Raw genomic sequence first — 24392 nt, 5'->3', positions numbered from 1 at the left:
TCAGCGCGCATGAACTACACCTTTGCCTCTGCCACGATTTTGCTGATCCTGATCACCGACCCGATCGGCAACATTCCGATTTTTGCCAATGCACTGAAGCACGTGGCCCCCGAGCGGCGCGCCCGGGTGATCCTGCGCGAGATTCTGATTGCGTTTGCCTTGCTGCTGACCTTCATGTTTGTTGGCGAGAGCTTCTTGCGTGTGATGAACCTGAGCGAGTTGTCACTGCAAATAGGTGGTGGCGTGATCCTGTTCCTGATTGCGCTGCGCATGATCTTTCCGCCACCCAAGGTGGAGTCGGATGAACCGCTGGGCGAACCCTTGATCGTGCCCCTGGCCATCCCCGCCATTGCCGGGCCGTCGGCCCTGGCCACGGTACTGTTGCTGGTGTCGCAGGCACCGGAAAAACGGCTTGAATGGATTGCCGCACTGTGCGTCACCATGACGGTGAGTGCCGTGGTGCTTGTGCTGGCCGAGCGCATTCAGCGGGTGGCTGGTGACCGCTTTGTGGTGGCGCTGGAACGCCTGATGGGGCTGGTGCTGGTGGCTGTGTCGATCGAGATGATGCTGCGCGGCATCAAGACCTTCGTCAAACAGGTGGCGGGCGCGTGATGGGTTGGGAGCTTTCGCCCTAAGCGGCAGGCAGTGCCGTTTGCGGCCCCACCTGCACATCCTGGTCAATGGCGCCAAACACACTTTGGCCATCGGGCCCCATCATGTCAATCGTCACGTTGTCACCCTGCGCCAGCCACGGCGTTTTTGCACTGCCACTCTGCGCCATTTCCAGCCCCCGCCGGGTGGCGATGCTGCTGCAGCCCGCGCTGACCGCCAGTTGCCGCACCTCGCCTGAGCTCACAATGCTGCCCGCTCGCAGACGACGCGCCAGACACAACTGGGCCATCAATTCGCCGAAATGCGTGCGCATGTCATGCCCGGCGTTGCAGGCGCCAAATTTGCGACCATTCACGCTGCATTGCAGCGTCAGGCTCAAGCGGCCTTGCGCCCAGGCACTTTCACCTGCCCACACCAATTCATCGGGCGTCACGGCCACCGGGCTTAAGGCGGTATGGGGCGCTGCCATCAGTGCCAGCGCCGGCTGGTCTTGCCAGGCACGGTAATGGGTGTGACTGGCCAGCGCCAGCAGACGCACCGCGTCCAGCGCCTGCTCGGGCGTTGCGCCCTGGGCCACGTCGCCGGTCATGACCGCCACGCTGGCGGCAAAGTCAGGGTACTGGGCGGCATGGGCACAGGTCAGGGGCGCGCGGGCACCCAACAGCGCGTCGGCAAACCCCAGGTGCAACGCGGTCGATGACGCATTTGGCAGGCTGGCGGTAGCCGCCTGCGTCTCAGCAGGGCTCGGGTAAGCATCACCCACGGCCAGCAGGTAGGCGCGCGGCAATGGGGCCATGCATTGGCGCGCGTCAAACGCAAACGCGTGCCGGGCCTTGCCATGGTTCAGAGTGTCGTACAGGTCTTGCAGCTGGGGCGAGATGAAGCTCCAGTCATCCAGCACTTGCTGCAGGTGCTCAGCAATGCCGGTTGCATAATGCGCGCTCGCCAGGTCGGTTGACACCACCACCAGCTGGCCGTCGCGCGAGCCGTCATTCAAAGTCGCAAGTTTCATTCAGTTTGTCCCACGTAGCCGCCAAAATCCGCCCGAGTTTAGTTGACATGGCACACGCCAAAACCCCGCTTAAAGCCTGGCTGACGCTGAGTCTGGCGGTGCTGCTGCTGCACCTGGCACTGCTGCAGACCATGCCATTGAGCCTGGGTCACACAGCAGCCGATAGGTCAGCGCTGAGTTTCACCACCCGAACGCTGACAACCGAGCCCGTGGCACACAAGGTGGCCATGCCCACGCCTGTGACCACGCCTGTGACCACGATAAAACCCAAGCCCAAACCCGTTGCCAAGGCTGCGGCCCGGCCACTGCCCCCAGCCCCCGTTGATGCGGCCCCGGCGATGTCAACCGACGGCAGTGCACCCTCTGCCTCAGCAGACGGCCCGGCAGTCTCAGAGCCAGCGCTACCTGAGCCTGCGTCGGCGCCAGCTCCACCCACCGAGCCTGCACCAGAACCAGAGTCAGCACCTGCGCCACCGCCGCCCCGGGACAAAGCACCAAGCTTCAGCAACAACGGCTTGCCGGGCTCTGTCAAACTGGTCTACAAGGTAGAGGCCAACAAGTTTCCCTACAGCCTGAATGGCGAGCTGGTGTGGGCACACGCGCAGGGCCACTATCTGGCGTCCTTGAGTTTTGGCGCCTTCGGCCAGACCCGCACCCAAACCAGCCGCGGCCTGATTGGCGCAGACGGCCTGGAACCGGAACGCTTTGCGGACAAATACCGCAGTGAAGTGGCGGCACATTTCAACCGCGAACAGGGCAAGGTGACGTTCAGTGCCAACACGCCGCAGGCTGCGCTGCTCAGCGGTGCACAAGACCGCCTGAGCGTGCTGATCCAGCTGGCCTCCCTGGTGGCGAGCGCGCCCGAGCGCTTCACAGCAGGCACCACACTGACCCTTCAGACCGTGGGCCCGCGCGACGCCGACCTGTGGTTGTTCACTGTGGGAAACCTGGAAGCCCTGACCTTGCCCGGTGGCATCGTGCAAGGCCTGAAAATCACCCGCAACCCGCGCCAGGCCTATGACCAGCAGATGGACATCTGGCTGGCCCCCACCTTGGGCTACTTGCCAGCACGCATTCGCATCACGGACGCCAATGGTGACTTCATTGACCAAAAATGGGCGTCCTCTGAGGCCGCCAGCATGCCGTGACCCCGCACCGGCTTGAAATTGCGCCATCTGCGGCCATCTGCAAGGCGAATCTCTTTCATGGATAATTTACCAATGCACACGCTCTACGACTCTGACACTTATTCTGTGACCCACATGCTGGCCAACGCAGTGGCCGCTGATGTGCCACCAGACACGCTCAAGGATGGGGAGCAGTTGCTGGTCGTACCGGCATTGGCGCGCCACGGCTTTGAGATTGTGGACAAGCGCTCCAACAAAGAGGTTTACCTAGACGGCTCATGGGCTGAGTTGTTTCAGCAGCAAATTTCTGCCTGGCAACAAAAAACCCCCACACAAGAAGAGGTAGAAGACACGCTGGAGCAGTACGCCGAGTTGGCGCAAAATCCGGTGGTCGTGCATTAATTTATAAGAAATAGGGCTGTAGCCCTTATAAATAAAGCGCAAGCAGCTATTTATTAAATAGCAATCTTATGCCCTTTGTGACTCCGAGCCACCTGCAACCCTGTCGCCCCCATGAATCCTGTTTACATCCTGACCCTCTCGTGTCCTGACCGTTTGGGCCTGGTGCACGCCGTTTCCGGCTTCTTACTGGAACGCACCGGCAACATTGAAGAAGCAGCGCAGTACAACGACGCTGGCACGGGCCTGTTCTTCATGCGGGTGCAATTTGCCTGTGCCGCACATAGCTTTGACGAGCTCAAGGTGCAACTGGCAGAGTTTGCGGCACCTTTCCAGATGCTGTGGCAACTCCACGCCCAGGCGCAGCCCATGCGCACCGTGATCCTGGTCAGCAAAGAAGGCCATTGCCTGAATGACCTGCTGTTCCGCTGGAAAAGCGGCCTGTTGCCCGTGGACATTCGCGCCATCGTCAGCAACCACCGCGAGTTTTACCAGCTGGCGGCCAGCTACAACGTGCCATTTCACCACCTGCCGGTAACCGCCGCCACCAAGGCGCAGGTGGAAGCCAAACAGCTTGACATCATTCAGGACGAGGCCGCTGAGCTGGTGGTGCTGGCGCGCTACATGCAAATTTTGAGCAACGACCTGTGCCGCAGCCTGTCAGGCCGCGCCATCAACATCCACCACTCGTTTTTGCCCAGCTTCAAGGGCGCCAAACCCTATTACCAGGCGCATGACCGCGGCGTGAAGCTGATTGGCGCCACCGCCCACTACGTGACGGCGGACCTGGATGAAGGCCCGATCATCGAGCAAGATGTGGCGCGCGTGGACCACAGCAAAACCGTCGAAGACCTGACGGCATTAGGCCGCGACACAGAGAGCCAGGTGCTGGCCCGCGCCGTGAAGTGGCACAGCGAACACCGCGTGTTGATCAATGGCCACAAGACCGTGATTTTCAAATAACGACCAGGGCTTGATCCTCGCCAAGCTCAAGCGCACTGGGCGCATGAAAGCCGGCCAACTTGTCACGAAAAGCGGCGGGCATCAGGACCACCTTGTGGGATTTGTAGTCAAAAAAGACGATGCCCGTCTTGCCACGGGCCACCTCGCGCTGGGTGGACCGCTCGTTCATCGACCAAACCATGTCAAAGCCCTTGCGGCCCAGGTCGGTTGCCGCCATGCGCACCACCATCACCTCCCCATGAAACGCCTCGGAGCGGTACTGCAACGCTGCGTCTGACACCAAAATACCCACGCCCTCGACATCGAGTTCGGTGTAGCCAAGCGATTTGAAAAATCTGACCCGTGCTTCGGACACCAAAGTGAGCAGCAGTGCGTTGTCCAGATGGCCACCGTAGTTCAAGTGACTTTGGTACAGCGTGATGTCTGTGGAAAACGCGAAATGGGAGGGAAGCCGGATTTGAATGCGAGCCATGGGAGGCAAAACCTTGAAGGAGAGCAAGATCGGTATTTGACCACTGAGGCCTGCCGTGTTGCTGACAAGCTGCGTTGCCCTCATGGCGCCAGCAGCAGCGTTTATCGTGCTGTTGGCAACTCGCGGCCAAGCTGGGGGAGCGTCAAACCCGATGAGCCACAACGCCAAGTTGTGCAGCATATCGATACAACTGTTTACATCCCAAAAAACTGCGCTTACAATTTCTCACATGTTTTTCCTGACCGAATCAGGAAAACTCAGAGGGCAAACCTGTTGAAAGACAGGGACGCAAAACCTCCGGCCTAAAACGCATGTGCGTCACGGTAGCGGGGTTGCCAATGTTTTGGCAGGCTGTTCATGGCTTGCGCGTCTGAATCAGACGACAACATTGTCTAGCGTGACCCTCGCCCAACTTGGAGCGACGAGTTCATGCATCACACATTACCCAATTCAACACTTCCCCGCGCTGGCGGCATATTGACCGCTTTGTGCGCTGCGGCGTTGCTGAGCGCCTGCGGTGGTGGTGACACCGCCGACAGCGGCGAGGCAACCTTTCAGACCGTTGCCGCACCCTTGGCCAGTGGCACCACCACCTTGCAAATTGACATGCCGGCCCTGCCAGAAGAAGTTGGCGCACTCATCATGCAGCCCGCTTTTCACATGGCCCCCGCGCTGCTTGACACGCCAGACGATGCAGACCGCTCAGGCAACAACCTGTCTTCACACCGCCGACCGCATCGGCATGCGCTGACATTGGATTCCGAGGGCATCTCCACGCGTCAACTGACGCCACAATTGCTGGACTCGACACAGCGCGAGCACCGGCACGGTCGGCGCATGCGTGAACTTTCGCCGCTGGACGAGGTCGTCACCCCCATGGCAACAGGCAGCGCGGTTTCAACCTACTCGCCAGCACAAATTCGCGCCGCCTACAGCTTGCCTGCGCTGCCCGCCACAGGCACCGCCTTGACTGCTGCGCAAGCGGCACAGTTCGGCGCTGGACAGACTATTTACATCGTCAATGCCAAGCACAACCCGAATGTGGCGGCAGAGCTGGCGGCCTTCAATCAAAAGTTTGGCTTGCCAACCTGTACCACCCAGGCCATCGCCACCACCGCCGCCTTGCCCTTGCCTGCGGCATCGGTCAGCGGTTGCAAATTGTCGATTGTTTACAACACAGCCGCTGGTGGCATGACCAGCACTGCGCCCGCCTACGATTCAGGTTGGGCCACTGAAATTTCGCTGGACGTGCAATGGGCCCACGCCACTGCACCGCTGGCGCGCATCATCCTGATTGAAGCCGCAGACGCTTCCATCAACAGCCTTCTGGGTGGCATCAAACTGGCCAATGCCATGGGCCCGGGCGCGGTTTCCATGAGTTTTGGCACGCTGGAAGGCAGCTGGACAGCCTCCGTTGATGCCGCTTTCAATGGCAGCAACATGACCTATCTGGCGGCCACGGGCGACTCCGGTGCCGCTGTGTCCTGGCCAGCAGTATCGACCAAGGTGGTGGCCGTGGGCGGCACCAGCCTGACCTACTCTGGCACGGGCACCCGCTCAGAAACCGTCTGGTCGGGCACCGGCGGTGGCACCAGCTTGTACACCCTCAAGCCGTCCTACCAGTCCAACGTCGTCCCCGGCATGGGCACCTACAGTGGCCGCGCAGTAGCCGACGTGGCCTTTAATGCAGACCCGGCAACTGGCCAATATGTCGCCACCATGGCACCCGGCAGCGCGACCGTGAACTGGATCAGCGCCGGTGGCACCAGCCTGGCCACACCACAGTGGGCAGGTTTGATCGCCATCGCCAACGCCGCACGTGCTTTGTCTGCCAAAGTGGCCCTGGCCTCCCCCCATGCTGTGTTGTACAGCCAGATTGCGGCCGTCCCCGGCACCTACGCCAGCGCGTTTTCCGACATCACCAAGGGTCTGAATGGCGCCTGCGCCATTTGTGTATCAACCATCGGGTACGACACACCTTCGGGGCTGGGGACGCCCAATGTGAGCAACCTGGTGAGCACGCTCTCGGGCGTGGTCGCTGCGCCGAGCGCGCCGGTTGTTTCGTCTGCCAGCATCAGCGGCAAGGTGGGCACGGCCTTGACGTTTACAGCGTCGGCAACGGCCCCCAACGCCGTGACTTACACGCTGACCGGCGCACCCTCGGGCATGAGCATCAGCACCGCAGGCATTGTGAGTTGGGCCGTCCCTGTTGCTGGCGCCTATAACGTCACGGTAACTGCCAAGGACAGCAAGACCGGCCTGAGCGGCAAGGGCGTCTATGCGGTAACCATCACGGCATCACCACCGCCAGTGGTGGGCTCAGCCACGGTCAGTGGCAAGGCTGGTACGGCCCTGTCGTTCACGGCCACCGCAACATCGACCAATGCCGTGACCTACACATTGACTGGCGCGCCATCGGGCATGACCATCCGCACCACAGGTGTGGTGACCTGGGCGAAGCCTGTGACCGGCACGTATGCAGTGACAGTGACCGCCAAGGACAGCAAGACCGGCCTGAGCGGTAAGGGCGTCTATACCGTGGTGATTGCAGCCCAGTTGCCGCCAACCGTGGCCGCGACCACTGTGAACGGCAAGCCTGCGGTTGCCTTGTCATTCAAGGTGTCGGTGTCAGCACCCAACCCGGTGGCCTACACATTGAGCGGGGCACCCAGCGGCATGAGCATCGCCAGCACGGGCGTCGTCAGTTGGGCCAAACCGGTACTGGGCAGCTACAGCGTGACCGTTATCGCAAAAGACAGCAAGACGGGTTTAAGCGGACAGGGTGTTTACACCGTCAAGATCGCCACCGCTGGCCCGGTGATCACGGCACCTGCTGCGACGGGTGTGGTTGGCAAGGCATTGAGTGGTTCGATCAGCATTTCGGACCCAACGGCCACGTCGCTGTCGATCTCCATCACCGGCGCACCGCTGGGCATGGGCTTTTCAGTCAGCGGCCTGACCATCAAGTATGTTTGGGCCAGCCCGGTGGTAGGTAGCTACAACCTGAAGGTGTCGGTGGTGAATTCGGCCGGTTTGACGGCTCAAGCCACGGTGCCGATCACCATCACATCGAAATAAGACAGCGGATTTCCATCTTCAACTCATTTTGCATTGATACCCATCATGTAGACGATGGGCATCAAGCGCACCGCTAAACGCGCTGCGCCATCACCTCACCTAACCGGACCGCGCCGCCCGGCTGCCAGGTTGGGTTGAACTGCAAAGGGCCTTTGGGGAACAGCATGACCACGGTGGAGCCAAGCAAAAACCGCCCCATCTCGTCACCTTGCTTCAATGCAACACGCCCGTCTTCATAGTGCCATTCGCTCAATTTACCTGAACGTGTGGCATTAACAACGCCGTGCCAAGTGGTGGCCATGCTGCCGACAATGGTGGCACCCACCAACACCAGCACAAACGGCCCGCTGACCCCTTCAAACACACACACCACGCGCTCATTGCGGGCAAACAAGCCGGGCACACCGCGTGCGGTGGTGGGATTGACTGAAAACAAATCACCCGGCACGTAGATCATGCGGGTCAGGCGGCCAGCACATGGCATGTGGATGCGGTGATAGTCGCGTGGACTCAAATACAAATTGGCAAAGTGCCCGTTGTCAAACTGCGCAGCCAAAGCGGCATCGCCTCCGAGCAGCGCCGTGCTACTGAACGCCTGACCTTTTGCTTGAAAGATCTGTTGGCCTTCGATGCGACCAAACTGGCTGATGGCGCCATCCACCGGGCAAATCAGGTCGGCAGCGGCCAGCGGCCGGACGCCAACTTTCAGCGCGCGGGTAAAAAAATCATTGAACGAGGCGTAGCTGGCCATGTCCGGGTTGGCGGCCTCGGCCATGTTGACCTGGTAGCGATTGACAAACCAGTGGATCAGCCGCGTGGTGAGCGCACCAGCCTGGGCACTGGCAACGCGACCAGCCAGCAGGGTGAGGGCCTGTTTGGGCAAGAGGTACTGCAGCAGCACGGCAAAACGGTCGGACATGAATGGCTACCTGGGTAAAAAAGAAAGGGGGGCCTGAATCAGAAAAAAAGACGGCATGGCCGAGCCATGGCGAGGGATTTTACCCAGTGAGATATCCCGCTCAAGTGCCACAATGTTTGCTATGTCCATCGCCCGCATCCCACCCATTCAATGCCTGCTGACGTTTGAGGCGCTGGCGCGTCTGCGCAGCGTCACCCAAACCTCTGAAGAACTGTGCGTGACGCCCAGCGCGGTGAGCCACCGCGTCAAACAGTTGGAGCAAATCATTGGCACCAAGCTGTTTGGCCGGGCTGATTTTTCACTCACCATCGAAGGCGTGGAATACCTGGCCCATGTGCGTGACGGGCTGGCCATGCTGCAAAAATTTCCGGGCGCGGCGGCCATGCCAGGCAAGCGCAAATTGCGCCTGGCCGTGACGCCGACCTTTGCCCGCTCGATCCTGATCCCGCGCCTGCGCCAGTTCACCGAAGCCTACCCCGAGATCGACCTGACCCTGCAAATCTCCATCCCGCTGCTGGACGTGGTGGCCGAAGACGCTGACCTGATGATTCGTTTTGGTACCGGTCGCTATGCCGACGTGGAACATGTCTGCCTGCTGAAAGATGAGGTCACGCCGCTGGCCTCACCCGCGTTTGTGCGGGAGCACGGGCCGTTTGAGCTGGCACAAGACCTGGACGGTGAAGCCTTGTTACGCAGCCCGCTGGAGCCGTGGCGCACCTGGTTTGCCGCCCGCAACCTGGACTGGCCTGAGCCAGTGGACGGCTCGCAGTTCAATGACGTGGGCCTGATGTGCGACGGCGCAGCGGCCGGCATGGGCATTGGCTTGATCCGCCTGAAGCTGGCGCTGCCCTGGCTGGAAAACGGCTCGCTGGTGCGATTGGGTACCAGCGATGTGTTTGCCACCAATGTGCCCAGCCCGCATGCGCACTACCTCTGCTGGCGCACCGGCATGATGGAGCGCTGGGAGTGCGTGGCGTTTGCCGACTGGCTGAAACAGGGCATGGTGTGAAATTTATGAAAAATCAGCCTGTAGCCCTTATTTAATATGCGCAAGCAGCTATTAATTAAATAGCATTATTTATTTCAGGAAGGGCTATAAAAATGCTCAACTGCGATGCCGGCCGCAGGCATTAAAGTCCTGTCTCAGCCCATACCCGTCAGCCTGACCGGCCAGCACAAGGAGCCAGATGAACGCCACCGTTACCCCACAAGAATTTTCAAGCTTGCAACGCACTGAGCGCCAAGCCCAAGTGGTGCAAGGACTGTCTGCGGCCCTGCCCGCATACGCCTTGCTTTGGCACACCGAGGACACCACGCCCTACGAGTGCGATGGCCTGACCGCCTACCGCCAGCGCCCGCTGGTGGTGGCCCTGCCAGAGGACGAAGCCCAAGTGCAAGCAGTCCTCAAAACCTGCCACGCGCTGGGCGTGCCGGTGGTGGCGCGTGGGGCCGGCACAGGTTTGTCGGGCGGTGCCATGCCGCACCAAATGGGCGTGACCTTGTCACTGGCTCGCTTCAACCGCATCCTGAAAGTCGACCCAATGGCACACACGGCGCTGGTGCAATGCGGCGTGCGCAACTTGGCCATCAGCGAGGCGGTTGCGCCTTTGGGCTTGTACTACGCACCCGACCCCAGCAGCCAGATTGCCTGCACCATTGGCGGCAATGTGGCAGAAAACTCAGGCGGCGTGCACTGCCTGAAATACGGCCTGACGCTGCACAACATCGTCAAAATCAAGGGCTACACCATGGATGGTGAGCCCGTTGTTTTTGGCTCCGACGCGCTCGATGCCCCCGGCTACGACTTGATGAGTGTGGTGATTGGCAGTGAGGGCATGCTGGCGGTGGTGACCGAGGTCACCGTCAAACTGATTCCAAAACCCTTGCTGGCGCGCTGCATCATGGCGAGCTTTGACGACATTCGCAAAGCGGGTGAAGCGGTAGCTGCGGTGATTGCCGCAGGCATTATTCCGGCCGGCCTGGAGATGATGGACAAACCCATGACCGCTGCGGTGGAAGACTATGTGCATGCTGGCTACGACTTGACCGCCGAGGCCATTTTGCTGTGTGAGAGCGACGGCACACCGGAAGAGGTTGAAGAAGAGATTGGCCGCATGAGCGCCGTGTTACTTGCGGCCGGTGCCACGAAAATTGCAGTAAGCCAGTCTGAACAAGAACGCATGACGTTCTGGAGCGGGCGCAAAAATGCGTTCCCAGCCAGCGGACGCATCAGCCCTGACTACATGTGCATGGACAGCACGATTCCGCGCAAACGGGTCGCCGACATCCTGCTGGCCATTCAAGAGATGGAAAAGAAGTACCAGCTGCGCTGCGCCAATGTGTTCCACGCAGGCGACGGCAACCTGCACCCGCTGATCTTGTTTGATGCGAATGACCCCGACCAACTGCACCGCTGCGAGCTGTTTGGTGCCGACATTCTGGAGACCAGCGTGGCGATGGGCGGCACGGTCACGGGTGAACACGGCGTGGGCATCGAGAAGCTCAACAGCATGTGTGTTCAGTTCAGCGCGGCGGAAAACGAGCAAATGTTTGGCGTCAAACGCGCCTTTGACCCGGCGGGCCTGCTCAACCCTGGCAAGGTTATTCCCACTTTGCACCGCTGCGCCGAGTACGGCAAGATGCTGGTGCGTGGCGGCAAGATCAAGCACCCTGATTTGCCTCGGTTTTAACAGCAAAGCATGCGAGGATTACAAGGGCTGGCATGGCTTTTGGCTATGCAATCGCTGGGCGAACTGCTGTCACGCGGCTTGTCGCTGCCGATTCCGGGGCCGGTGATCGGCATGCTGCTGTTGCTGGGTGCCTTGCAACTGCCCTTGGTGCGCAACCCGGTGGCTGCGTGCGCCAATTTTTTGCTGTCACACCTGTCTTTGCTGTTTGTGCCGGTTGGGGTGGGTGTGATGACGCATTTGGGACTGCTAAGCCAATACGGTGTGCGCATGATGGCCGTGGTCGTGCTGTCAACCTGGATCGGCTTGGCCGTGACCGTGCTGGTGCTGCGCGCCTTCAAGGGGCCGCGCGATGCCTAAATTTGTCGAGCTATGGGTTTACCTGTCCGCGACGCCGCTGTTCGGCCTGACCGCCACGCTGGTGGTTTATGTGCTGGCGCAAGCGCTGTATGCCCGCCTGAATCAAGCGTCATGGGCCAACCCGGTGCTGTGGTCCGTGGTAACGCTGGCCAGCCTGCTGACCGCAACGGGGGTGGACTACCCCACCTATTTCTCGGGCGCACAGTTCATCCACTTTTTGCTCGGCCCCGCCGTGGTTGCCTTAGCCTGGCCGCTGTGGGAGCGTCGCGCAGCCTTGCGCCTGCACTGGCGGGCCTTGTTGGCCGCCGCTGTGGTCGGTGGCGGGGCGGCCAGCGGGTCAGCGCTGCTGTTAGGCTGGCTGGCAGGTTTGCCACATGACGTGGTGCTGTCGCTGGCACCCAAGTCGGTCACGGCGCCAGTCGCCATGGGCATTGCCGACAAGATCGGTGGCATTCCGGCTCTGGCCGCCGTGTTTGCCGTGGTGACCGGCATGGTGGGCGCGCTCAGCGGCAAAGCTTTGTTTGCCTGGCTGAAAATCCCGATCGATGCGGGAGGCTGGATGGCCCGTGGTTATGCGCTAGGCACCGCCGCCCACGGCATCGGTGCTGCGCGTGCGCTGCAGGTCAATGCGGATGCAGGTGCGTATGCCGGGTTGGCGCTGGGCGTACAAGCGGTGCTGGCATCCTTGCTGATTCCCTTGCTGTTCAGGCTGTTTTGAGCCTAACGCTCAGCGCACAATAATGTCGGCCCTGCGGTTTTGGGGTTCATCCACTTCATCGTCGGTGGGCACCAGCGGGGAGCGTTCCCCGCGCCCCACGGCATCAACCAAGGCAGGCGCGAAGCCTTGCACCACAAAAAGCTCACGAATAACCTGGGCACGTTTCAATGACAACGCGTCGTTGGCTGGCACCGAGCCCACTCGGTCGGTATGCGCAACCACAACGATTTCGCCGCCTTTTCGGGCTCTGGCTTGGCGCAGGATGGTCGGCAGCAGGGCCTGCGAGGGCGCTGTCAGCTGAGAGCCGCCCGGCTCAAAATAAAGCACAAACAATTCCTCAGGCGGTGGTTTTTGCGCCAACAAGCTGCCATAGCGCTCCTGCACCACCTGAGGCTCGGTTGTGCCAAGCACCAAGTCGCCAGCGGGGCTGACGCTGGCGGTTTGGTAGGGCGCAGACAAGACCTGCGACGCCGTGGCTGTTTTCACCTCGACAGCCGACGGCTTGCCGCCGTCTTGTGGCAGCAAAATCACACGCGAGGCGGGTGCACAGGCACTGAGCAGCCCAGCAACGGACAGGCAGGCCACACGCTTGAGCCATCGGTTCATGGCACCTCCACAATGAAATCGGTACCGCGCACGCCAACCACCGAGGTTGGCGTGGTGACTTTAACCTGCTCAGGATGCAGCTTGCCCAGCCAACCGGTGACCACGCGAATGGTGCCTTGCAGCAGGTTAAGCATCAAACCGCCGTCCTGGGTTGTGGTGTCAAACTGCACTTTGGCCAACTCCAGGGTCGAATTGGGCCCGACGCTGATGACACTGCCATCCTTGAGCATGAACGTGGCACTGGCATCGCGCCCAGTGACGATGCGGTCAGCTTGGCTCAGCCCGCCGCCTTCTTGTGCTGCACGCGCCGTGGCCCCCTGGCTCAGGCGCACCTCGCCCGTCACCGTTTTCAAGGTGCCGGTGCGTTGTTCCTGGGCATGAGCAACCGCAGTGGCCAACACCAGCGCACAGGTTGCCACTATTTTGAAGTTCATCACCATGGGTATCCAAACGTTTCAATCATTTTCTCAAACCGCTTGCGCGGCATCACGCCTTCTTGGCGATGCGTGTGCTCGGCTCGTCTTCCATCATGACTTGTTCGGCCCAGAGTGCCAACTTGGCCGTATCGGCACGCAGCAACTCCTGCTTGACAGCCAGAATTTGCGCCGGATGCATGGAAAAGCTGCGCAAACCCATGCCCAGCAGCAGCCGGGTCATGGCGACGTCGCCCGCCATTTCACCGCAGACCGTGACCGGCTTGCCCTGCGCATGAGACGCGGCAATGGTGTTGGCCACCAATCGCAGCACCGCAGGGTGCATGGGGTCATAAAGATGGGCCACAGACTCGTCGGCCCGGTCAATGGCCAGGGTGTATTGAATCAGGTCGTTGGTGCCAATAGACAAGAAGTCAAAGTATTTCAAAAACACCTTGAGCGTCAGCGCTGCCGCCGGAATTTCAATCATGGCGCCGATCTTCACCGCGCCATAGGCCACCCCACGGTTGTCCAGTTGCACCCGTGCATGGTCTATCAACGCCATGGTCTGGCGGATTTCACTGGCGTGTACCAGCATCGGAATCAACAAATGCACCTGCCCATGGGCTGCAGCGCGCAGGATGGCACGCAACTGGGTGAGAAACATGGCAGGGTCAGCCAGGCTCCAGCGAATGGCGCGCAAGCCTAAGGCCGGGTTTAAGTGGGCATCATCACGCAAGGTGTCGTCAAGCGGCTTGTCTGCCCCGACATCCACCGTGCGAATCGTCACGGGCAAACCCTGCATGCCCTCCACCGCACGTCGATAGGCCTGGTACTGTTCATCTTCATTTGGCAACTTGCCATGGCGACCCATGAACAAAAACTCGCTGCGAAACAGGCCAACACCAACGGCACCAGCGTTTAACGCACTGGCAGCATCGTCAGGCATTTCGATGTTGGCCAGCAATTCGATTTTTTGGCCATCCATGGTTACCGCTGGGGTGTGCAGCAAGCGCTGCAAGCGTCCACGCTGCAATTCGCCCTGACGTTGCTTGAAACCGTATTCGGCCAAAATGATGGCAGACGGGTCCACCACCACCACGCCCGCATCACCATCAATCACTACCCAGTCATCTTGTCGAATCAAATGGCTGCCCAAGCGTGCCCCAACCACCGCCGGAATATCCAGGCTACGCGCCACAATCGCGGTATGTGACGTTTTACCGCCTACATCGGTGATGAAACCCGCGAACACGCTTTGCTTGAATTGCAGCATGTCGGCCGGCGACAGGTCGTGTGCTACCAATATCAGCGGCACGTCCACGGTATCGTCCAGCAACAAGTCCTGCTGTGAGGTTTTACGGCCATGCCGTCCAAGTGGTTGCATCAGCGGAGACGACACCCCCCGCATGGCACGCAGCACTTTTTCGGTGATTTGCTCCAGGTCCGCTTTGCGCTCACGCAAATACTCGTCTTCCATTTCATCAAACTGGCGCGCTATCACATCAAGCTGAGTGGTCAGCGCCCACTCGGCGTTGTAAAGACGGTCTTTGATCCAATGGTGAACGCCATTGGAGAGCTCTTCATCCTGCAACAGCATCAGATGCACATCGAGCAAGGCGGTGAGCTCGTGCGGCGCTTCTTTGGGTCCCATTTGAGCAATGCTGGTCTGCAAGCGCTGAATTTCGCCAACCACGGCATCGCGGCCATCGCGCACCCGGTTGATTTCAGCGCCCACCTGAGAAGGCTCGATGAAATAGTGCGCCACATCCAACCGGCTCGACGCCACCAACACGGCTCGCCCAATGGCAATGCCCCGGGCGACCGCCAAGCCGTGAATACTGAACGTCATTCACCCTCTCCGAATTTGTCGGCGATGAGGGCCAACAAGGCATCCATAGCGTCCTGTTCGCGTTCACCCTGTGTTTCAACTTCAACCTGCGCGCCCAGTCCAGCGGCCAACATCATCACCCCCATGATGCTCTTGGCATTGACACGCCGCTCGCCACGGGACATCCAGACCTCACATGGATAACTTCCTGCCAATTTGGTCAACTTGGCAGAAGCGCGCGCGTGAAGTCCTAATTTATTGCTGATGGTCGTCGTGGTTTTGATCATTTGGTTTTCGTTGCTGATTTTGCGGCGCAGTAACCGCGACTTGCATGACACCCTGCGTGCCACCTGCCAATGCGCGCGCCACCAAAGCGTCCAAAGACTCATTGCGGTAGGTCACTGAACGCAGCAGCATCGGCAGGTTAACACCTGCCACCAGCCGGGAGTTCACACCGTCGACCAGCTTTTGCGCCACGTTGCAAGGCGTGGCGCCAAACATATCTGTCAAGACCAGGGTCCGCTCAGTTTTGAGAAGGTCCAGCGACAGGCGGGCGGCGGCTAACGACTCTTCGGCAGGCATATTGGGCTGCACATCCAGCACGGCAATGGTCGTTGAAGCGTCTGGAAAAACATGTACCACGCACTGCCTCAAGGCACTAGCCAAGGGTGCGTGGGCGATGATAAAAATGCCGATACTCATATTGTTCCAAGTCCATGGCCGTACGTGCAGAGCGTCGATTATGGCGTTTTACGTTAAGCTGTCTGGCAAAGACAGCAGACAGCTTATCAACCTGCCCCCGCTCTTTTGACTTGTTTCAACTAGGGCTTGAGTGCACCAAAGACTTTTTGCAGGATGGCGCTGCCAGTCCCTACCGGGTCTTGGCGAATTTTTCTCTCCTCTTCGCCAATCATGAAATAAAGACCATCCAAAGTCTTACCAGTCACGTAGTGTTCGATATTGGCCTGATCACCTTTAATCAGACCCAAACCTGCGGCTTTTCCGGCAATTTGGTTGTACTTTTCTGCCAAGTTGACTCTCGCCGTGGTCTTGGTCACCACTGGCAAGAATTGTGCACTCAGGGGTTGTCGCGTATTGTCAGCAAAAAATTGCGTGACAGAAGTGTCACCGCCACTGAGGATATTCTTGGCATCCTGCACGTTCATGGATTTGACGGCACCCACCAGCATGTCACGGGCCATCGGCACCGCCGCTTCTGCTGCGCGGTTCATGGCGGTGATCAACTCGTCCAGACGCGCACCCTGACCAAAGTTTCGCAATAAATTTGCAGCGTCTTGTAAATAGCCAGGCAACGGAATGCGCACCTTGTCGTTGCCCAAAAACCCATTCGGCCGACTGAGGGCTCGTACTGCCTCAATTGCCCCCTTCTCCAGGGCCGCTTTCAACCCCTGGGAAGCCTGCACGCTGGTGATATCACCCAGCGTAAGCGCACTGCACTCCATGTGCAAACCAAGCCAGGGACTTGCTAACAACGCCAGCTGAAGCGAATGAAAACGGCGACGATCCATGGATACTTCCTTCGATAAGCGTGATGCCAGCCATCTTAACGCCGGAGGAAACGATACCGAGTCACCACCCCGACGCGTCACCGCTAAAGAAAGAACGATTTACTTGGCGCGAAAATCATCGTGGCATGACTTGCAGGTGCCGCCAGTGGCATTGACAGCCAGCTTGATATTGTCCATATTTCCTGATTTAGCGGCAGCAGCCAGCTTTGTCATTTCTGCCTCCATCTTCTTAGCGTAGTCGTCAAATTTGGCCTTGTCAGTCCATATTTCTGGCTTCGCTTTGGTATCACCTTTGTCAGTGCCCGGGCCAAAACCTGCCCAGGGAAGTTTCGACACAAACTCTGCAACCGCGGCGCTTTCAGCAGCGACCTTCGCATCAAACGGGGCCTTCCCTGCGGCCATGGCAGCCACGCGACCAAAATTCTGCTGCATGACAAATAATGCGTTTTTGCGGTACTTGACGGCATCTTCAGCTTTGGCGAACTGGGCGGACGCTGGCAACGCCAATGTCAATGCAGTACCGGCAAGAATCAAAGAGAGGAGCTTCTTCATAACTGACCTTTCGTGGTTGGACTTAAACTAATTGGGCGGCTGAGTGTAAAAGCATTCTGAAAATCCCGTTTTTTAAGTTTTTGAGGTGTTCTATGTCCGTGATTGTTCGTGTTTGGGATGCGCCTACCCGCTTGTTCCATTGGTCGCTGGTGGCTTGTGTTGTGGGCTTGGTCGTGTCAGGGCAAATAGGTGGGGGTGCCATGGTTTGGCATTTCCGCTTTGGCTACGGCGTGTTGACCTTGCTGCTATTTCGCACCATTTGGGGCTTTCAAGGCGGTCATTGGTCCCGTTTCACAACATTTGTCTATACACCTCGCCAAGTGTTGCGCTACCTGCAAGGCCTGGACGAGCCGCACCAGCACGTGGGGCACAACCCGTTGGGAGCTATATCGGTATTTGCCATGCTGGTCTTTTTGGCGCTACAGGTGACCTCTGGCTTAATGAGTGATGATGAGATTTCGGCAGCCGGGCCTTTGACGCGTTTGGTGTCTTCACAATGGGTCAACTACGCAACCTACTACCACAAAGAGATCGGCAAGCTGGTCCTGATCCTGCTGGTCATCCTTCATCTTGGCGCCATCGCCTATTACTTGTTAAATAGACGTGAGAACTTGATCCGCCCAATGGTGCTGGGCGACAAGTCACTAACGTTTCCAGCCCAAGAAGCAAGCGACACAATTGCAAACCGAATCAAAGCCGCCGTGATTCTTCTGATCTGTGCCATGTTGGTTGCGGGAACCGTCACTTGGTTAGGCTAAGTGCGTCGGAACGATCAATGCACCCAAGGAACTTGGGCGACAGCGTCATCTTTGACCTTTCCTCGTACCGCGCTACTACTTCAGTCAGCTAGCGGGTGCCCAACAACTAGAAAAATACTGTAACCGGGCTCCGCCTCAACAAATCGGGCATCACGGACGATGCCCAAGGGTCAAGCTTGAGCTTGTGACAGCAAGGTAGCGGCGTCACTCACTTCAAATTTCCCAGGGCCTTCGACATTCAAGGTGGTGACGATACCGTCTTTAACCAGCATTGAATAACGGTTGCTACGCAGGCCCAAGCCTTTCCCTGTCAGGTCCAGGGTCAAGCCTGTGGCTTTGGCAAACACAGCGTCACCATCTGCCAGCATGCGCACTTTGTCGCCTGTCTGTTGATCCCGGGCCCAGGCACCCATGACAAACGCATCGTTAACGCTGACGCACCAAATTTCATCCACCCCAGCTGCCTTAAGGGCAGCATGGTTCGCAATGTAACCTGGAACGTGCTTGGCAGAGCATGTGGGCGTGAAAGCGCCGGGCAGCGCAAACAGGGCAATGGTCTTGCCCGCACTGGCGGCCGTCACGTCCACGGGATTGGGGCCCATGCTGCACCCACCTCCTTCAACTTCGTGATATTCCATCAGGGTTGCGGCCGGTAGCTGATCGCCAACTTTAATCATGTCAAACTCCAAAAATTAAAAACAAAAGAAACAAACAAAAGCGGCTCACATTGTGAGCCGCTTTTCATGATGCTGCCAGAGCAGCCGATTGAAGGTGTTAAACCAAAGAGGCTTTTTGTACCAAGCGGGTTGCTACCCAGTTCTTTGTCTTGGAAATTGGGCGACTCTCGGTGATTTCGATGACATCACCCATCTTGTACTCGCCCTTTTCGTCATGGGCGTGGTACTTGCTGGATTTGCCAACGATCTTGCCGTAGAGCTCGTGTTTGACACGACGCTCAATCAACACCGTTACTGTTTTCGTACGCTTGTCGCTGACCACCTTGCCAACCAAGGTGCGCTTGAGGGATGTTTTAGCTTCCGTCATTTATCGCTCCTTATTTGGCGGTTTGAACAGCGGCTTGCTTTTCGACCAAAATGGTCTTGGCGCGAGCGATGTCACGACGCGCAACGCGCAGTGAAGCTGTATTGTTAAGTTGTTGGGTGGCTTTTTGCATGCGCATGCCAAAGTGTGCCTTTTGCAACTCTTTGACTTCGGCCTGCAAACCAACCACGTCTTTTTGGCGCAATTCAGTCGTTTTCATATCATTTGCTCCTGATTACTGGCCAATCATGCGTGACACAAAGGTCGTCCGCAGCGGGAGTTTGGCAGCTGCCAAACGAAACGCTTCACGAGCCAACTCTTCAGTAACACCCACAATTTCAAATACGATCTTACCGGGCTGAATTTCGGCCACGTAGTACTCAGGGTTACCCTTGCCGTTACCCATACGCACCTCAGCAGGCTTTTGGGAAATTGGCTTATCAGGAAACACCCGAATCCAGATACGACCACCACGTTTGACGTGACGGGAAACAGCACGACGTGCTGCTTCAATCTGACGTGCCGTCAAGCGACCGCGATCAATGCATTTGAGACCAAAATCACCAAACGCAACCGAGCTACCCCGGGTTGCGATACCGGTGTTACGGCCTTTTTGCTCTTTGCGATATTTGCGACGAGCGGGTTGCAACATAGTTATTCTCCTTTACCGTCAGCTGCTGCAGCGGCTGGCGCGGCTACCTTGCGGACGCGCTGAACGGTGGGTTTGTTGGCATCAGCACCAGTGGCTTCAGCGGGTTTGTCGCTGCCATCCGCAGGTGCATTGTTGCCACCCATGGGTCGGCGAACACCACGAGGCGCAGGGCGATCAGATCCTGGACGACCACCACGGTCGTCGCGACGTGGGCCACGCGGACGGCGTTCGTCGTCAGGACGCGGAGTTTCGACAGCAGGCAGATCATTGCGGCCCAAGGTATCACCCTTGTAAACCCAGACCTTGACACCGATGATGCCGTAAGTCGTTTTAGCTTCTGATGTACCGTAGTCGATGTCAGCGCGGAGAGTGTGCAAAGGCACACGGCCTTCCCGATACCACTCAGTACGCGCAATTTCAATGCCATTCAGACGGCCAGCAGACATGATCTTGATGCCTAAAGCACCGAGACGCATGGCGTTTTGCATGGCACGCTTCATGGCCCGACGGAACATGATGCGTTTTTCAAGCTGCTGGGTGATCGAGTCAGCGATAAGTTTGGCATCGATTTCAGGCTTGCGCACTTCTTCAATGTTCACCGCAACAGGAACGCCCAACTGGCGACCCAGTTCGCGCTTCAGGTTCTCAATGTCTTCACCTTTTTTACCGATCACAACACCCGGACGAGCCGAGTAAATCGTGATACGGGCATTTTTGGCTGGACGCTCGATAAGCACCCGCGAAACGGAGGCATTTTTGAGCTTGGCTTTCAGGTACTCACGTACCTTAATGTCTTCAGCCAGCATGCCAGCGAAATCACGGTCATTGGCATACCAACGTGATGCCCAGTTGCGACTAATCGACAAGCGAAAGCCGGTTGGATGGATTTTTTGTCCCATATCTTCCTGGCCTCTTTCAGTTACCAACCGTCACGTACACATGGCACGTGGGTTTTCTGATCTGGTTACCACGACCTTTTGCGCGGGCCGTGAAGCGCCTGAGCGAAGCACCTTGTTCGACGAAGATTGAAGTAATCTTTAATTCGTCAATGTCAGCACCATCGTTGTGTTCAGCGTTGGCAATTGCAGACTCCAGAACCTTCTTGATGATCACAGCAGCTTTTTTCTGCGTGAACTGCAAAATGTTCAGGGCTTGATCAACTTTCTTGCCGCGAATCAAATCCGCGACCAATCGGCCTTTATCGACCGACAAACGAACGCCACGAAGGGTTGCACGTGTTTCCATGGTCAACTCCTTATTTCTTTTGGACTTTTTTGTCCGCAGGATGGCCCTTGAAAGTTCGGGTCAGAGCGAACTCACCCAACTTATGGCCAACCATTTGGTCAGTGATGTAAACGGGCACATGCTGCTTGCCGTTGTGCACAGCAATGGTCAGACCGATGAAATCGGGCAAAACCATTGAGCGACGCGACCAGGTTTTGATCGGCTTTTTGTCCTTGGTGGCCACGGCCTTTTCGGTCTTAGCGACAAGGTGTTGGTCAACAAAGGGACCTTTTTTGAGAGAACGAGTCATTTACCTTCCCCTTACTTCTTGCGACGCGACACGATCATGACCTGCGTGCGCTTGTTGTTACGGGTACGGTAACCCTTGGTCAGATTACCCCAAGGATCGACTGGATGACGGCCTTCGCCAGTCTTCCCTTCGCCACCGCCGTGTGGGTGATCCACTGGATTCATGACAACGCCACGAACAGTTGGACGAATACCCATCCAGCGCTTCACACCAGCCTTGCCGAGTCGGCGCAGGCTGTGTTCTTCGTTGGCCACTTGACCCAGAGTCGCACGGCATTCGATATGGATCTTGCGAACCTCACCTGAGCGCATACGAACCTGAGCATAGATGCCTTCACGTGCCAACAGTGTTGCCGAAGCACCTGCGGAGCGCACCATTTGCGCACCTTTGCCGATTTGCAATTCGATGCAATGAACAATTGAACCGACCGGAATATTCCGAATGGGCAATGTATTACCAACACGAATCGGAGCCTCGGCACCACTCATGATGGAAGCACCAACCTCGAGACCGCGAGGAGCAATGATGTAGCGACGCTCGCCGTCCGCGTAACACACCAAAGCGATGTGCGCAGAACGGTTTGGATCGTATTCAATACGCTCGACCTTGGCAGCTATGCCATCCTTGTTGCGAAGAAAATCAACAACGCGGTAGTGATGCTTGTGACCACCACCTTTGTGACGGGTAGTAATGTGACCATTGTTGTTACGGCCGGCGTGCTGGAATTGTGGCTCCAACAACGGCGCGTAAGGCTCACCTTTGTGCAGGTGGTCACGCGAGATCTTCACCATGCCACGACGGCCTGGTGAAGTTGGTTTCATTTTAATGACAGCCATGATTACGCAGCCTCCCCACCAATGTTCAGCTCTTAACCTGTCTTCAGCATCACATAGGCCTTGCGAATGTTATCGCGACGGCCTACAGACTTACCAAAACGTTTGGTCTTGCCTTTGGTGTTGACAACAGACACACCCTTGACTTCAACCTTGAACATCAATTCCACTGCGGCCTTGATTTCATATTTGGTTGCGTCCTGCAACACCTTGAATGTCACTGCATTGCTTTTCTCAGCTGCCATCGTTGCCTTTTCAGACACGATTGGCGCTACAAGCACTTGCATCAGGCGACCTTCATCAAATTTTTTCAGATTAGGACCATGGCTCATGCGAACATCTCCTGGAGTTTGCCCATGGCAGCCTTGGTCACCAAAACCTTGCGGTAGTGGACCAGCGACACGGGGTCGGCATAGCGAGGCTCAACCACCAACACATTCACCAAGTTCCGTGATGCGAGGTACAGGTTTTCATCAACTTCATCGGCAATCACCAAAACCGAGTCGAGGTTCATCGCCTTGAATTTCGCAGCCAAGACTTTTGTCTTGGGCGAATCAACGGTCAACGAATCAACTACGGCGAGACGACCTTCGCGAGCCAATTGAGAGAAGATGGAGGCCATGCCAGCCCGGTACATCTTCTTGTTAATTTTCTGTGCGAAATTCTCATCTGGCATGTTCGGAAAAATCCGACCGCCGCCACGCCACAAAGGCGATGACGTCATACCAGCACGCGCACGACCCGTACCCTTTTGTTTAAAAGGCTTTTTGGTCGAGTGGTGAACTTGTTCACGGTCTTTCTGGGCGCGTGTACCTTGACGGGCATTCGCCTGGAAAGCAACAACCACCTGGTGAACCAGATCTTCGTTGTATGCGCGACCAAAAACCGCTTCAGGCACATCCAGCTTGGAAGCCACTTGCCCTTGATCATTCAGGAGTTCGAGCTGCATCAGTTCGCCCCTTTCGCTTCAACGGGTTTTGTTTTGACAGCCGGACGCACTGTAACGAATCCACCAGCCGAACCAGGGATTGCACCCTTGATCATCAACAGCTGACGGGCTTCATCAATACGAACCACATCAAGATTTTGCGTAGTGACAAGATCGTCACCGAGGTGACCCGTCATACGCTTACCAGGAAACACGCGGCCTGGATCTTGCGCCATACCAATGGAACCAGGCACATTGTGCGAACGGCTATTGCCGTGCGACGCGCGCTGTGACTTCATGTGGTGACGTTTGATGGTGCCCGCAAAACCTTTACCAATCGATGTGCCTTGCACATCGACTTTTTGACCAGTAGCAAATACTGCACTGATTGGCACAACAGCGCCGGCTTGGTACTGCGAAGCTGTTTCCACAGCAACGCGGAATTCGCGAATAATTTCACCAGCCTCAACACCTGCTTTTGCAAGGTGCCCAGCTGCCGGCTTGCTGACGCGAGAAGCTTTTCTCGCACCAAATGTCACTTGTAAAGCGACATAGCCATCGTTCTCTTGGGTTTTGATCTGGGTCACGCGGTTGTTAGACACATCAATCACAGTGACGGGAATTGCATTCCCATCGTCCGTGAACAAGCGCATCATGCCAACCTTGCGCCCCAGCAATCCTAAGTGATTGCTAAGACTCATTGTTTTCTCCGTAACTCTCACCGTCGCAACTGCAATTGGCTACGCCGTTTTTATGTGAGAGACTGTTAATAAAACTCTGCCGACGCACCAGGTGAATCTGCAGAGCCTGCGAGTATAGCGCCAACTTGCTTTAGAAGCAAGTAAGGCACCAACCCAAAGAAGCGGTCAACAGCAATTTCAGCTATCAATCGCAACGTTTTTTACTGCAATTTGATTTCGACATCGACGCCAGCAGGCAAGTCGAGCTTCATCAACGCGTCTACAGTCTTGTCAGTCGGATCCACAATATCCATCAGACGTTGATGGGTGCGAATCTCAAACTGGTCACGACTGGTTTTATTGACGTGTGGTGAACGCAGGATGTCAAAACGCTTCATGCGCGTTGGCAACGGCACGGGGCCCTTGACGATCGCGCCAGTGCGTTTTGCCGTATCCACGATTTCAGCCGCAGACTGATCGATCAACTTGTAGTCAAACGCTTTCAGGCGAATGCGAATTTTTTGTTTCGTTGCCATGGTCACTCCTTACGCAATCACTTTTGCCACGACGCCAGCGCCGACGGTCTTGCCGCCTTCACGAATGGCGAAACGCAGACCTTCTTCCATGGCGATCGGGGCAATCAGCTTCACAGTGATTGACACGTTGTCACCAGGCATGACCATTTCCT

Annotated in this window: 32 protein-coding genes, 1 pseudogene and 1 riboswitch; of the genes and pseudogenes, 10 read left to right on the top strand and 23 right to left on the bottom strand. The window is 57.5% G+C overall.

The genetic code is table 11. The features are described from left to right. Window positions 1-9: 9 nt before the first annotated feature. The gene (locus tag PHQ58_RS12435) at window positions 10-612 is read left to right on the top strand and encodes a MarC family protein (RefSeq protein ID WP_300111411.1); all 603 of its coding nucleotides are present in this window, start codon (window positions 10-12) and stop codon (window positions 610-612) included. 19 nt (window positions 613-631) lie between these two features. Here PHQ58_RS12435 and PHQ58_RS12430 read toward each other — a convergent pair whose 3' ends face one another. After that, window positions 632-1624 (bottom strand): fumarylacetoacetate hydrolase family protein, encoded by a 993-nt coding sequence (locus tag PHQ58_RS12430; RefSeq protein ID WP_300111409.1) that lies wholly within the window; start codon window positions 1622-1624, stop codon window positions 632-634. A 47-nt stretch (window positions 1625-1671) separates the two neighbouring features. Between PHQ58_RS12430 and PHQ58_RS12425 the strand changes: the two genes are divergently transcribed. The 3 genes from PHQ58_RS12425 to purU all read left to right on the top strand — a co-directional run bounded on the left by PHQ58_RS12425 (window position 1672) and on the right by purU (window position 4113). Continuing rightward, the gene (locus tag PHQ58_RS12425; RefSeq protein ID WP_300111408.1) at window positions 1672-2772 is read left to right on the top strand and encodes a DUF3108 domain-containing protein; all 1101 of its coding nucleotides are present in this window, start codon (window positions 1672-1674) and stop codon (window positions 2770-2772) included. A 72-nt stretch (window positions 2773-2844) separates the two neighbouring features. After that, window positions 2845-3153 carry a DUF3567 domain-containing protein gene (locus PHQ58_RS12420; protein WP_300111573.1) on the top strand — a complete coding sequence of 103 codons (309 nt, stop codon included), beginning with the start codon at window positions 2845-2847 and terminating at the stop codon, window positions 3151-3153. A gap of 111 nt (window positions 3154-3264) precedes the next feature. Continuing rightward, a complete protein-coding gene (gene purU, locus PHQ58_RS12415) occupies window positions 3265-4113 on the top strand; it encodes a formyltetrahydrofolate deformylase (protein ID WP_300111406.1) in 849 nt (282 codons plus the stop codon). On the opposite strand, the gene PHQ58_RS12410 is transcribed toward purU, so the two are convergent. After that, window positions 4106-4585, bottom strand: a complete 480-nt coding sequence (locus PHQ58_RS12410; protein ID WP_300111404.1) for a thioesterase family protein — start codon at window positions 4583-4585, stop codon at window positions 4106-4108. The genes purU and PHQ58_RS12410 overlap by 8 nt on opposite strands. 253 nt (window positions 4586-4838) lie before the next feature. Next, window positions 4839-4925: riboswitch (cyclic di-GMP riboswitch) on the top strand. 89 nt (window positions 4926-5014) lie between these two features. Between PHQ58_RS12410 and PHQ58_RS12405 the strand changes: the two genes are divergently transcribed. Continuing rightward, entirely contained in the window at window positions 5015-7663 is a 2649-nt protein-coding gene (locus tag PHQ58_RS12405; protein ID WP_300111402.1) for a S53 family peptidase, read from the top strand. A gap of 73 nt (window positions 7664-7736) precedes the next feature. On the opposite strand, the gene asd is transcribed toward PHQ58_RS12405, so the two are convergent. Then, entirely contained in the window at window positions 7737-8582 is an 846-nt protein-coding gene (gene asd / locus PHQ58_RS12400; RefSeq protein ID WP_300111400.1) for an archaetidylserine decarboxylase, read from the bottom strand. A 121-nt stretch (window positions 8583-8703) separates the two neighbouring features. Between asd and PHQ58_RS12395 the strand changes: the two genes are divergently transcribed. The 4 genes from PHQ58_RS12395 (at window position 8704) to PHQ58_RS12380 (ending at window position 12347) form a co-directional block, all read left to right on the top strand. Further along, window positions 8704-9591: a LysR substrate-binding domain-containing protein gene (locus PHQ58_RS12395; RefSeq protein ID WP_300111398.1), complete on the top strand. Its 888-nt coding sequence runs from the start codon at window positions 8704-8706 to the stop codon at window positions 9589-9591. A gap of 178 nt (window positions 9592-9769) precedes the next feature. Next, window positions 9770-11272 carry an FAD-linked oxidase C-terminal domain-containing protein gene (locus PHQ58_RS12390; RefSeq protein WP_300111397.1) on the top strand — a complete coding sequence of 501 codons (1503 nt, stop codon included), beginning with the start codon at window positions 9770-9772 and terminating at the stop codon, window positions 11270-11272. 9 nt (window positions 11273-11281) lie between these two features. Then, the gene (locus tag PHQ58_RS12385; RefSeq protein WP_300111395.1) at window positions 11282-11629 is read left to right on the top strand and encodes a CidA/LrgA family protein; all 348 of its coding nucleotides are present in this window, start codon (window positions 11282-11284) and stop codon (window positions 11627-11629) included. Next, window positions 11622-12347 carry an LrgB family protein gene (locus PHQ58_RS12380; protein WP_300111393.1) on the top strand — a complete coding sequence of 242 codons (726 nt, stop codon included), beginning with the start codon at window positions 11622-11624 and terminating at the stop codon, window positions 12345-12347. Before PHQ58_RS12385 ends, PHQ58_RS12380 begins: the two co-directional genes overlap by 8 nt. 9 nt (window positions 12348-12356) lie before the next feature. Here PHQ58_RS12380 and PHQ58_RS12375 read toward each other — a convergent pair whose 3' ends face one another. The 7 genes from PHQ58_RS12375 to PHQ58_RS12345 all read right to left on the bottom strand — a co-directional run bounded on the left by PHQ58_RS12375 (window position 12357) and on the right by PHQ58_RS12345 (window position 17278). After that, on the bottom strand, window positions 12357-12953 hold the full coding sequence (locus PHQ58_RS12375) for an OmpA family protein (protein ID WP_300111391.1): 597 nt from the start codon (window positions 12951-12953) through the stop codon (window positions 12357-12359). Beyond that, window positions 12950-13387, bottom strand: a complete 438-nt coding sequence (locus PHQ58_RS12370) for a FecR domain-containing protein (RefSeq protein ID WP_300111389.1) — start codon at window positions 13385-13387, stop codon at window positions 12950-12952. The genes PHQ58_RS12375 and PHQ58_RS12370 overlap by 4 nt, the downstream gene beginning before the upstream one ends. A gap of 52 nt (window positions 13388-13439) precedes the next feature. After that, window positions 13440-15218, bottom strand: a complete 1779-nt coding sequence (ptsP, locus tag PHQ58_RS12365; RefSeq protein ID WP_300111387.1) for a phosphoenolpyruvate--protein phosphotransferase — start codon at window positions 15216-15218, stop codon at window positions 13440-13442. Continuing rightward, window positions 15215-15484, bottom strand: coding sequence for an HPr family phosphocarrier protein (locus PHQ58_RS12360; protein ID WP_300111385.1), 270 nt, complete (start codon window positions 15482-15484; stop codon window positions 15215-15217). Before PHQ58_RS12360 ends, ptsP begins: the two co-directional genes overlap by 4 nt. After that, entirely contained in the window at window positions 15453-15899 is a 447-nt protein-coding gene (locus tag PHQ58_RS12355; RefSeq protein WP_300111383.1) for a PTS fructose transporter subunit IIA, read from the bottom strand. Before PHQ58_RS12355 ends, PHQ58_RS12360 begins: the two co-directional genes overlap by 32 nt. 119 nt (window positions 15900-16018) lie before the next feature. Beyond that, window positions 16019-16726 (bottom strand): DUF4197 domain-containing protein, encoded by a 708-nt coding sequence (locus PHQ58_RS12350; RefSeq protein ID WP_300111381.1) that lies wholly within the window; start codon window positions 16724-16726, stop codon window positions 16019-16021. Between the two features lie 99 nt (window positions 16727-16825). Next, window positions 16826-17278, bottom strand: a complete 453-nt coding sequence (locus tag PHQ58_RS12345) for a cytochrome c (RefSeq protein WP_300111379.1) — start codon at window positions 17276-17278, stop codon at window positions 16826-16828. Window positions 17279-17370: 92 nt separating this feature from the next. On the opposite strand from PHQ58_RS12345, the gene PHQ58_RS12340 reads away from it, so the two are divergent. Continuing rightward, the gene (locus PHQ58_RS12340) at window positions 17371-18036 is read left to right on the top strand and encodes a cytochrome b/b6 domain-containing protein (protein ID WP_300111377.1); all 666 of its coding nucleotides are present in this window, start codon (window positions 17371-17373) and stop codon (window positions 18034-18036) included. Window positions 18037-18206: 170 nt separating this feature from the next. On the opposite strand, the gene PHQ58_RS12335 is transcribed toward PHQ58_RS12340, so the two are convergent. The 13 genes and pseudogenes from PHQ58_RS12335 to PHQ58_RS12275 all read right to left on the bottom strand — a co-directional run. Continuing rightward, the gene (locus tag PHQ58_RS12335) at window positions 18207-18713 is read right to left on the bottom strand and encodes a peroxiredoxin (RefSeq protein WP_300111374.1); all 507 of its coding nucleotides are present in this window, start codon (window positions 18711-18713) and stop codon (window positions 18207-18209) included. A 97-nt stretch (window positions 18714-18810) separates the two neighbouring features. Continuing rightward, window positions 18811-19080 carry a 30S ribosomal protein S17 gene (gene rpsQ, locus PHQ58_RS12330; protein WP_300111372.1) on the bottom strand — a complete coding sequence of 90 codons (270 nt, stop codon included), beginning with the start codon at window positions 19078-19080 and terminating at the stop codon, window positions 18811-18813. Window positions 19081-19090: 10 nt separating this feature from the next. Then, window positions 19091-19297 (bottom strand): 50S ribosomal protein L29, encoded by a 207-nt coding sequence (gene rpmC / locus PHQ58_RS12325; RefSeq protein WP_300111370.1) that lies wholly within the window; start codon window positions 19295-19297, stop codon window positions 19091-19093. 15 nt (window positions 19298-19312) lie between these two features. After that, on the bottom strand, window positions 19313-19729 hold the full coding sequence (gene rplP / locus PHQ58_RS12320) for a 50S ribosomal protein L16 (RefSeq protein ID WP_296493788.1): 417 nt from the start codon (window positions 19727-19729) through the stop codon (window positions 19313-19315). A gap of 2 nt (window positions 19730-19731) precedes the next feature. Continuing rightward, on the bottom strand, window positions 19732-20628 hold the full coding sequence (gene rpsC / locus PHQ58_RS12315) for a 30S ribosomal protein S3 (protein ID WP_300111368.1): 897 nt from the start codon (window positions 20626-20628) through the stop codon (window positions 19732-19734). 16 nt (window positions 20629-20644) lie between these two features. Then, window positions 20645-20974, bottom strand: coding sequence for a 50S ribosomal protein L22 (gene rplV / locus PHQ58_RS12310; RefSeq protein ID WP_210542411.1), 330 nt, complete (start codon window positions 20972-20974; stop codon window positions 20645-20647). A gap of 10 nt (window positions 20975-20984) precedes the next feature. Next, a complete protein-coding gene (gene rpsS / locus PHQ58_RS12305; protein WP_300111364.1) occupies window positions 20985-21263 on the bottom strand; it encodes a 30S ribosomal protein S19 in 279 nt (92 codons plus the stop codon). 11 nt (window positions 21264-21274) lie between these two features. Further along, on the bottom strand, window positions 21275-22099 hold the full coding sequence (gene rplB, locus PHQ58_RS12300; protein WP_300111362.1) for a 50S ribosomal protein L2: 825 nt from the start codon (window positions 22097-22099) through the stop codon (window positions 21275-21277). A gap of 32 nt (window positions 22100-22131) precedes the next feature. Beyond that, window positions 22132-22428: a 50S ribosomal protein L23 gene (gene rplW, locus PHQ58_RS12295; protein WP_300111361.1), complete on the bottom strand. Its 297-nt coding sequence runs from the start codon at window positions 22426-22428 to the stop codon at window positions 22132-22134. Then, entirely contained in the window at window positions 22425-23045 is a 621-nt protein-coding gene (gene rplD / locus PHQ58_RS12290) for a 50S ribosomal protein L4 (RefSeq protein ID WP_300111360.1), read from the bottom strand. The genes rplW and rplD overlap by 4 nt, the downstream gene beginning before the upstream one ends. Further along, window positions 23045-23725 carry a 50S ribosomal protein L3 gene (rplC, locus tag PHQ58_RS12285; RefSeq protein WP_300111358.1) on the bottom strand — a complete coding sequence of 227 codons (681 nt, stop codon included), beginning with the start codon at window positions 23723-23725 and terminating at the stop codon, window positions 23045-23047. The genes rplD and rplC overlap by 1 nt, the downstream gene beginning before the upstream one ends. Window positions 23726-23925: 200 nt before the next feature. Further along, on the bottom strand, window positions 23926-24240 hold the full coding sequence (gene rpsJ / locus PHQ58_RS12280; protein ID WP_028250951.1) for a 30S ribosomal protein S10: 315 nt from the start codon (window positions 24238-24240) through the stop codon (window positions 23926-23928). Between the two features lie 9 nt (window positions 24241-24249). Further along, a pseudogene (locus PHQ58_RS12275) lies at window positions 24250-24392 on the bottom strand (elongation factor Tu); the annotation flags it as partial.

The organism is Rhodoferax sp. (genome assembly GCF_028688795.1).
GTDB lineage: Bacteria > Pseudomonadota > Gammaproteobacteria > Burkholderiales > Burkholderiaceae_C > Rhodoferax.
The sequence above is the reverse complement of the archived record's forward strand: the minus strand, read 5'-3'. Positions and strand labels throughout refer to the sequence as shown.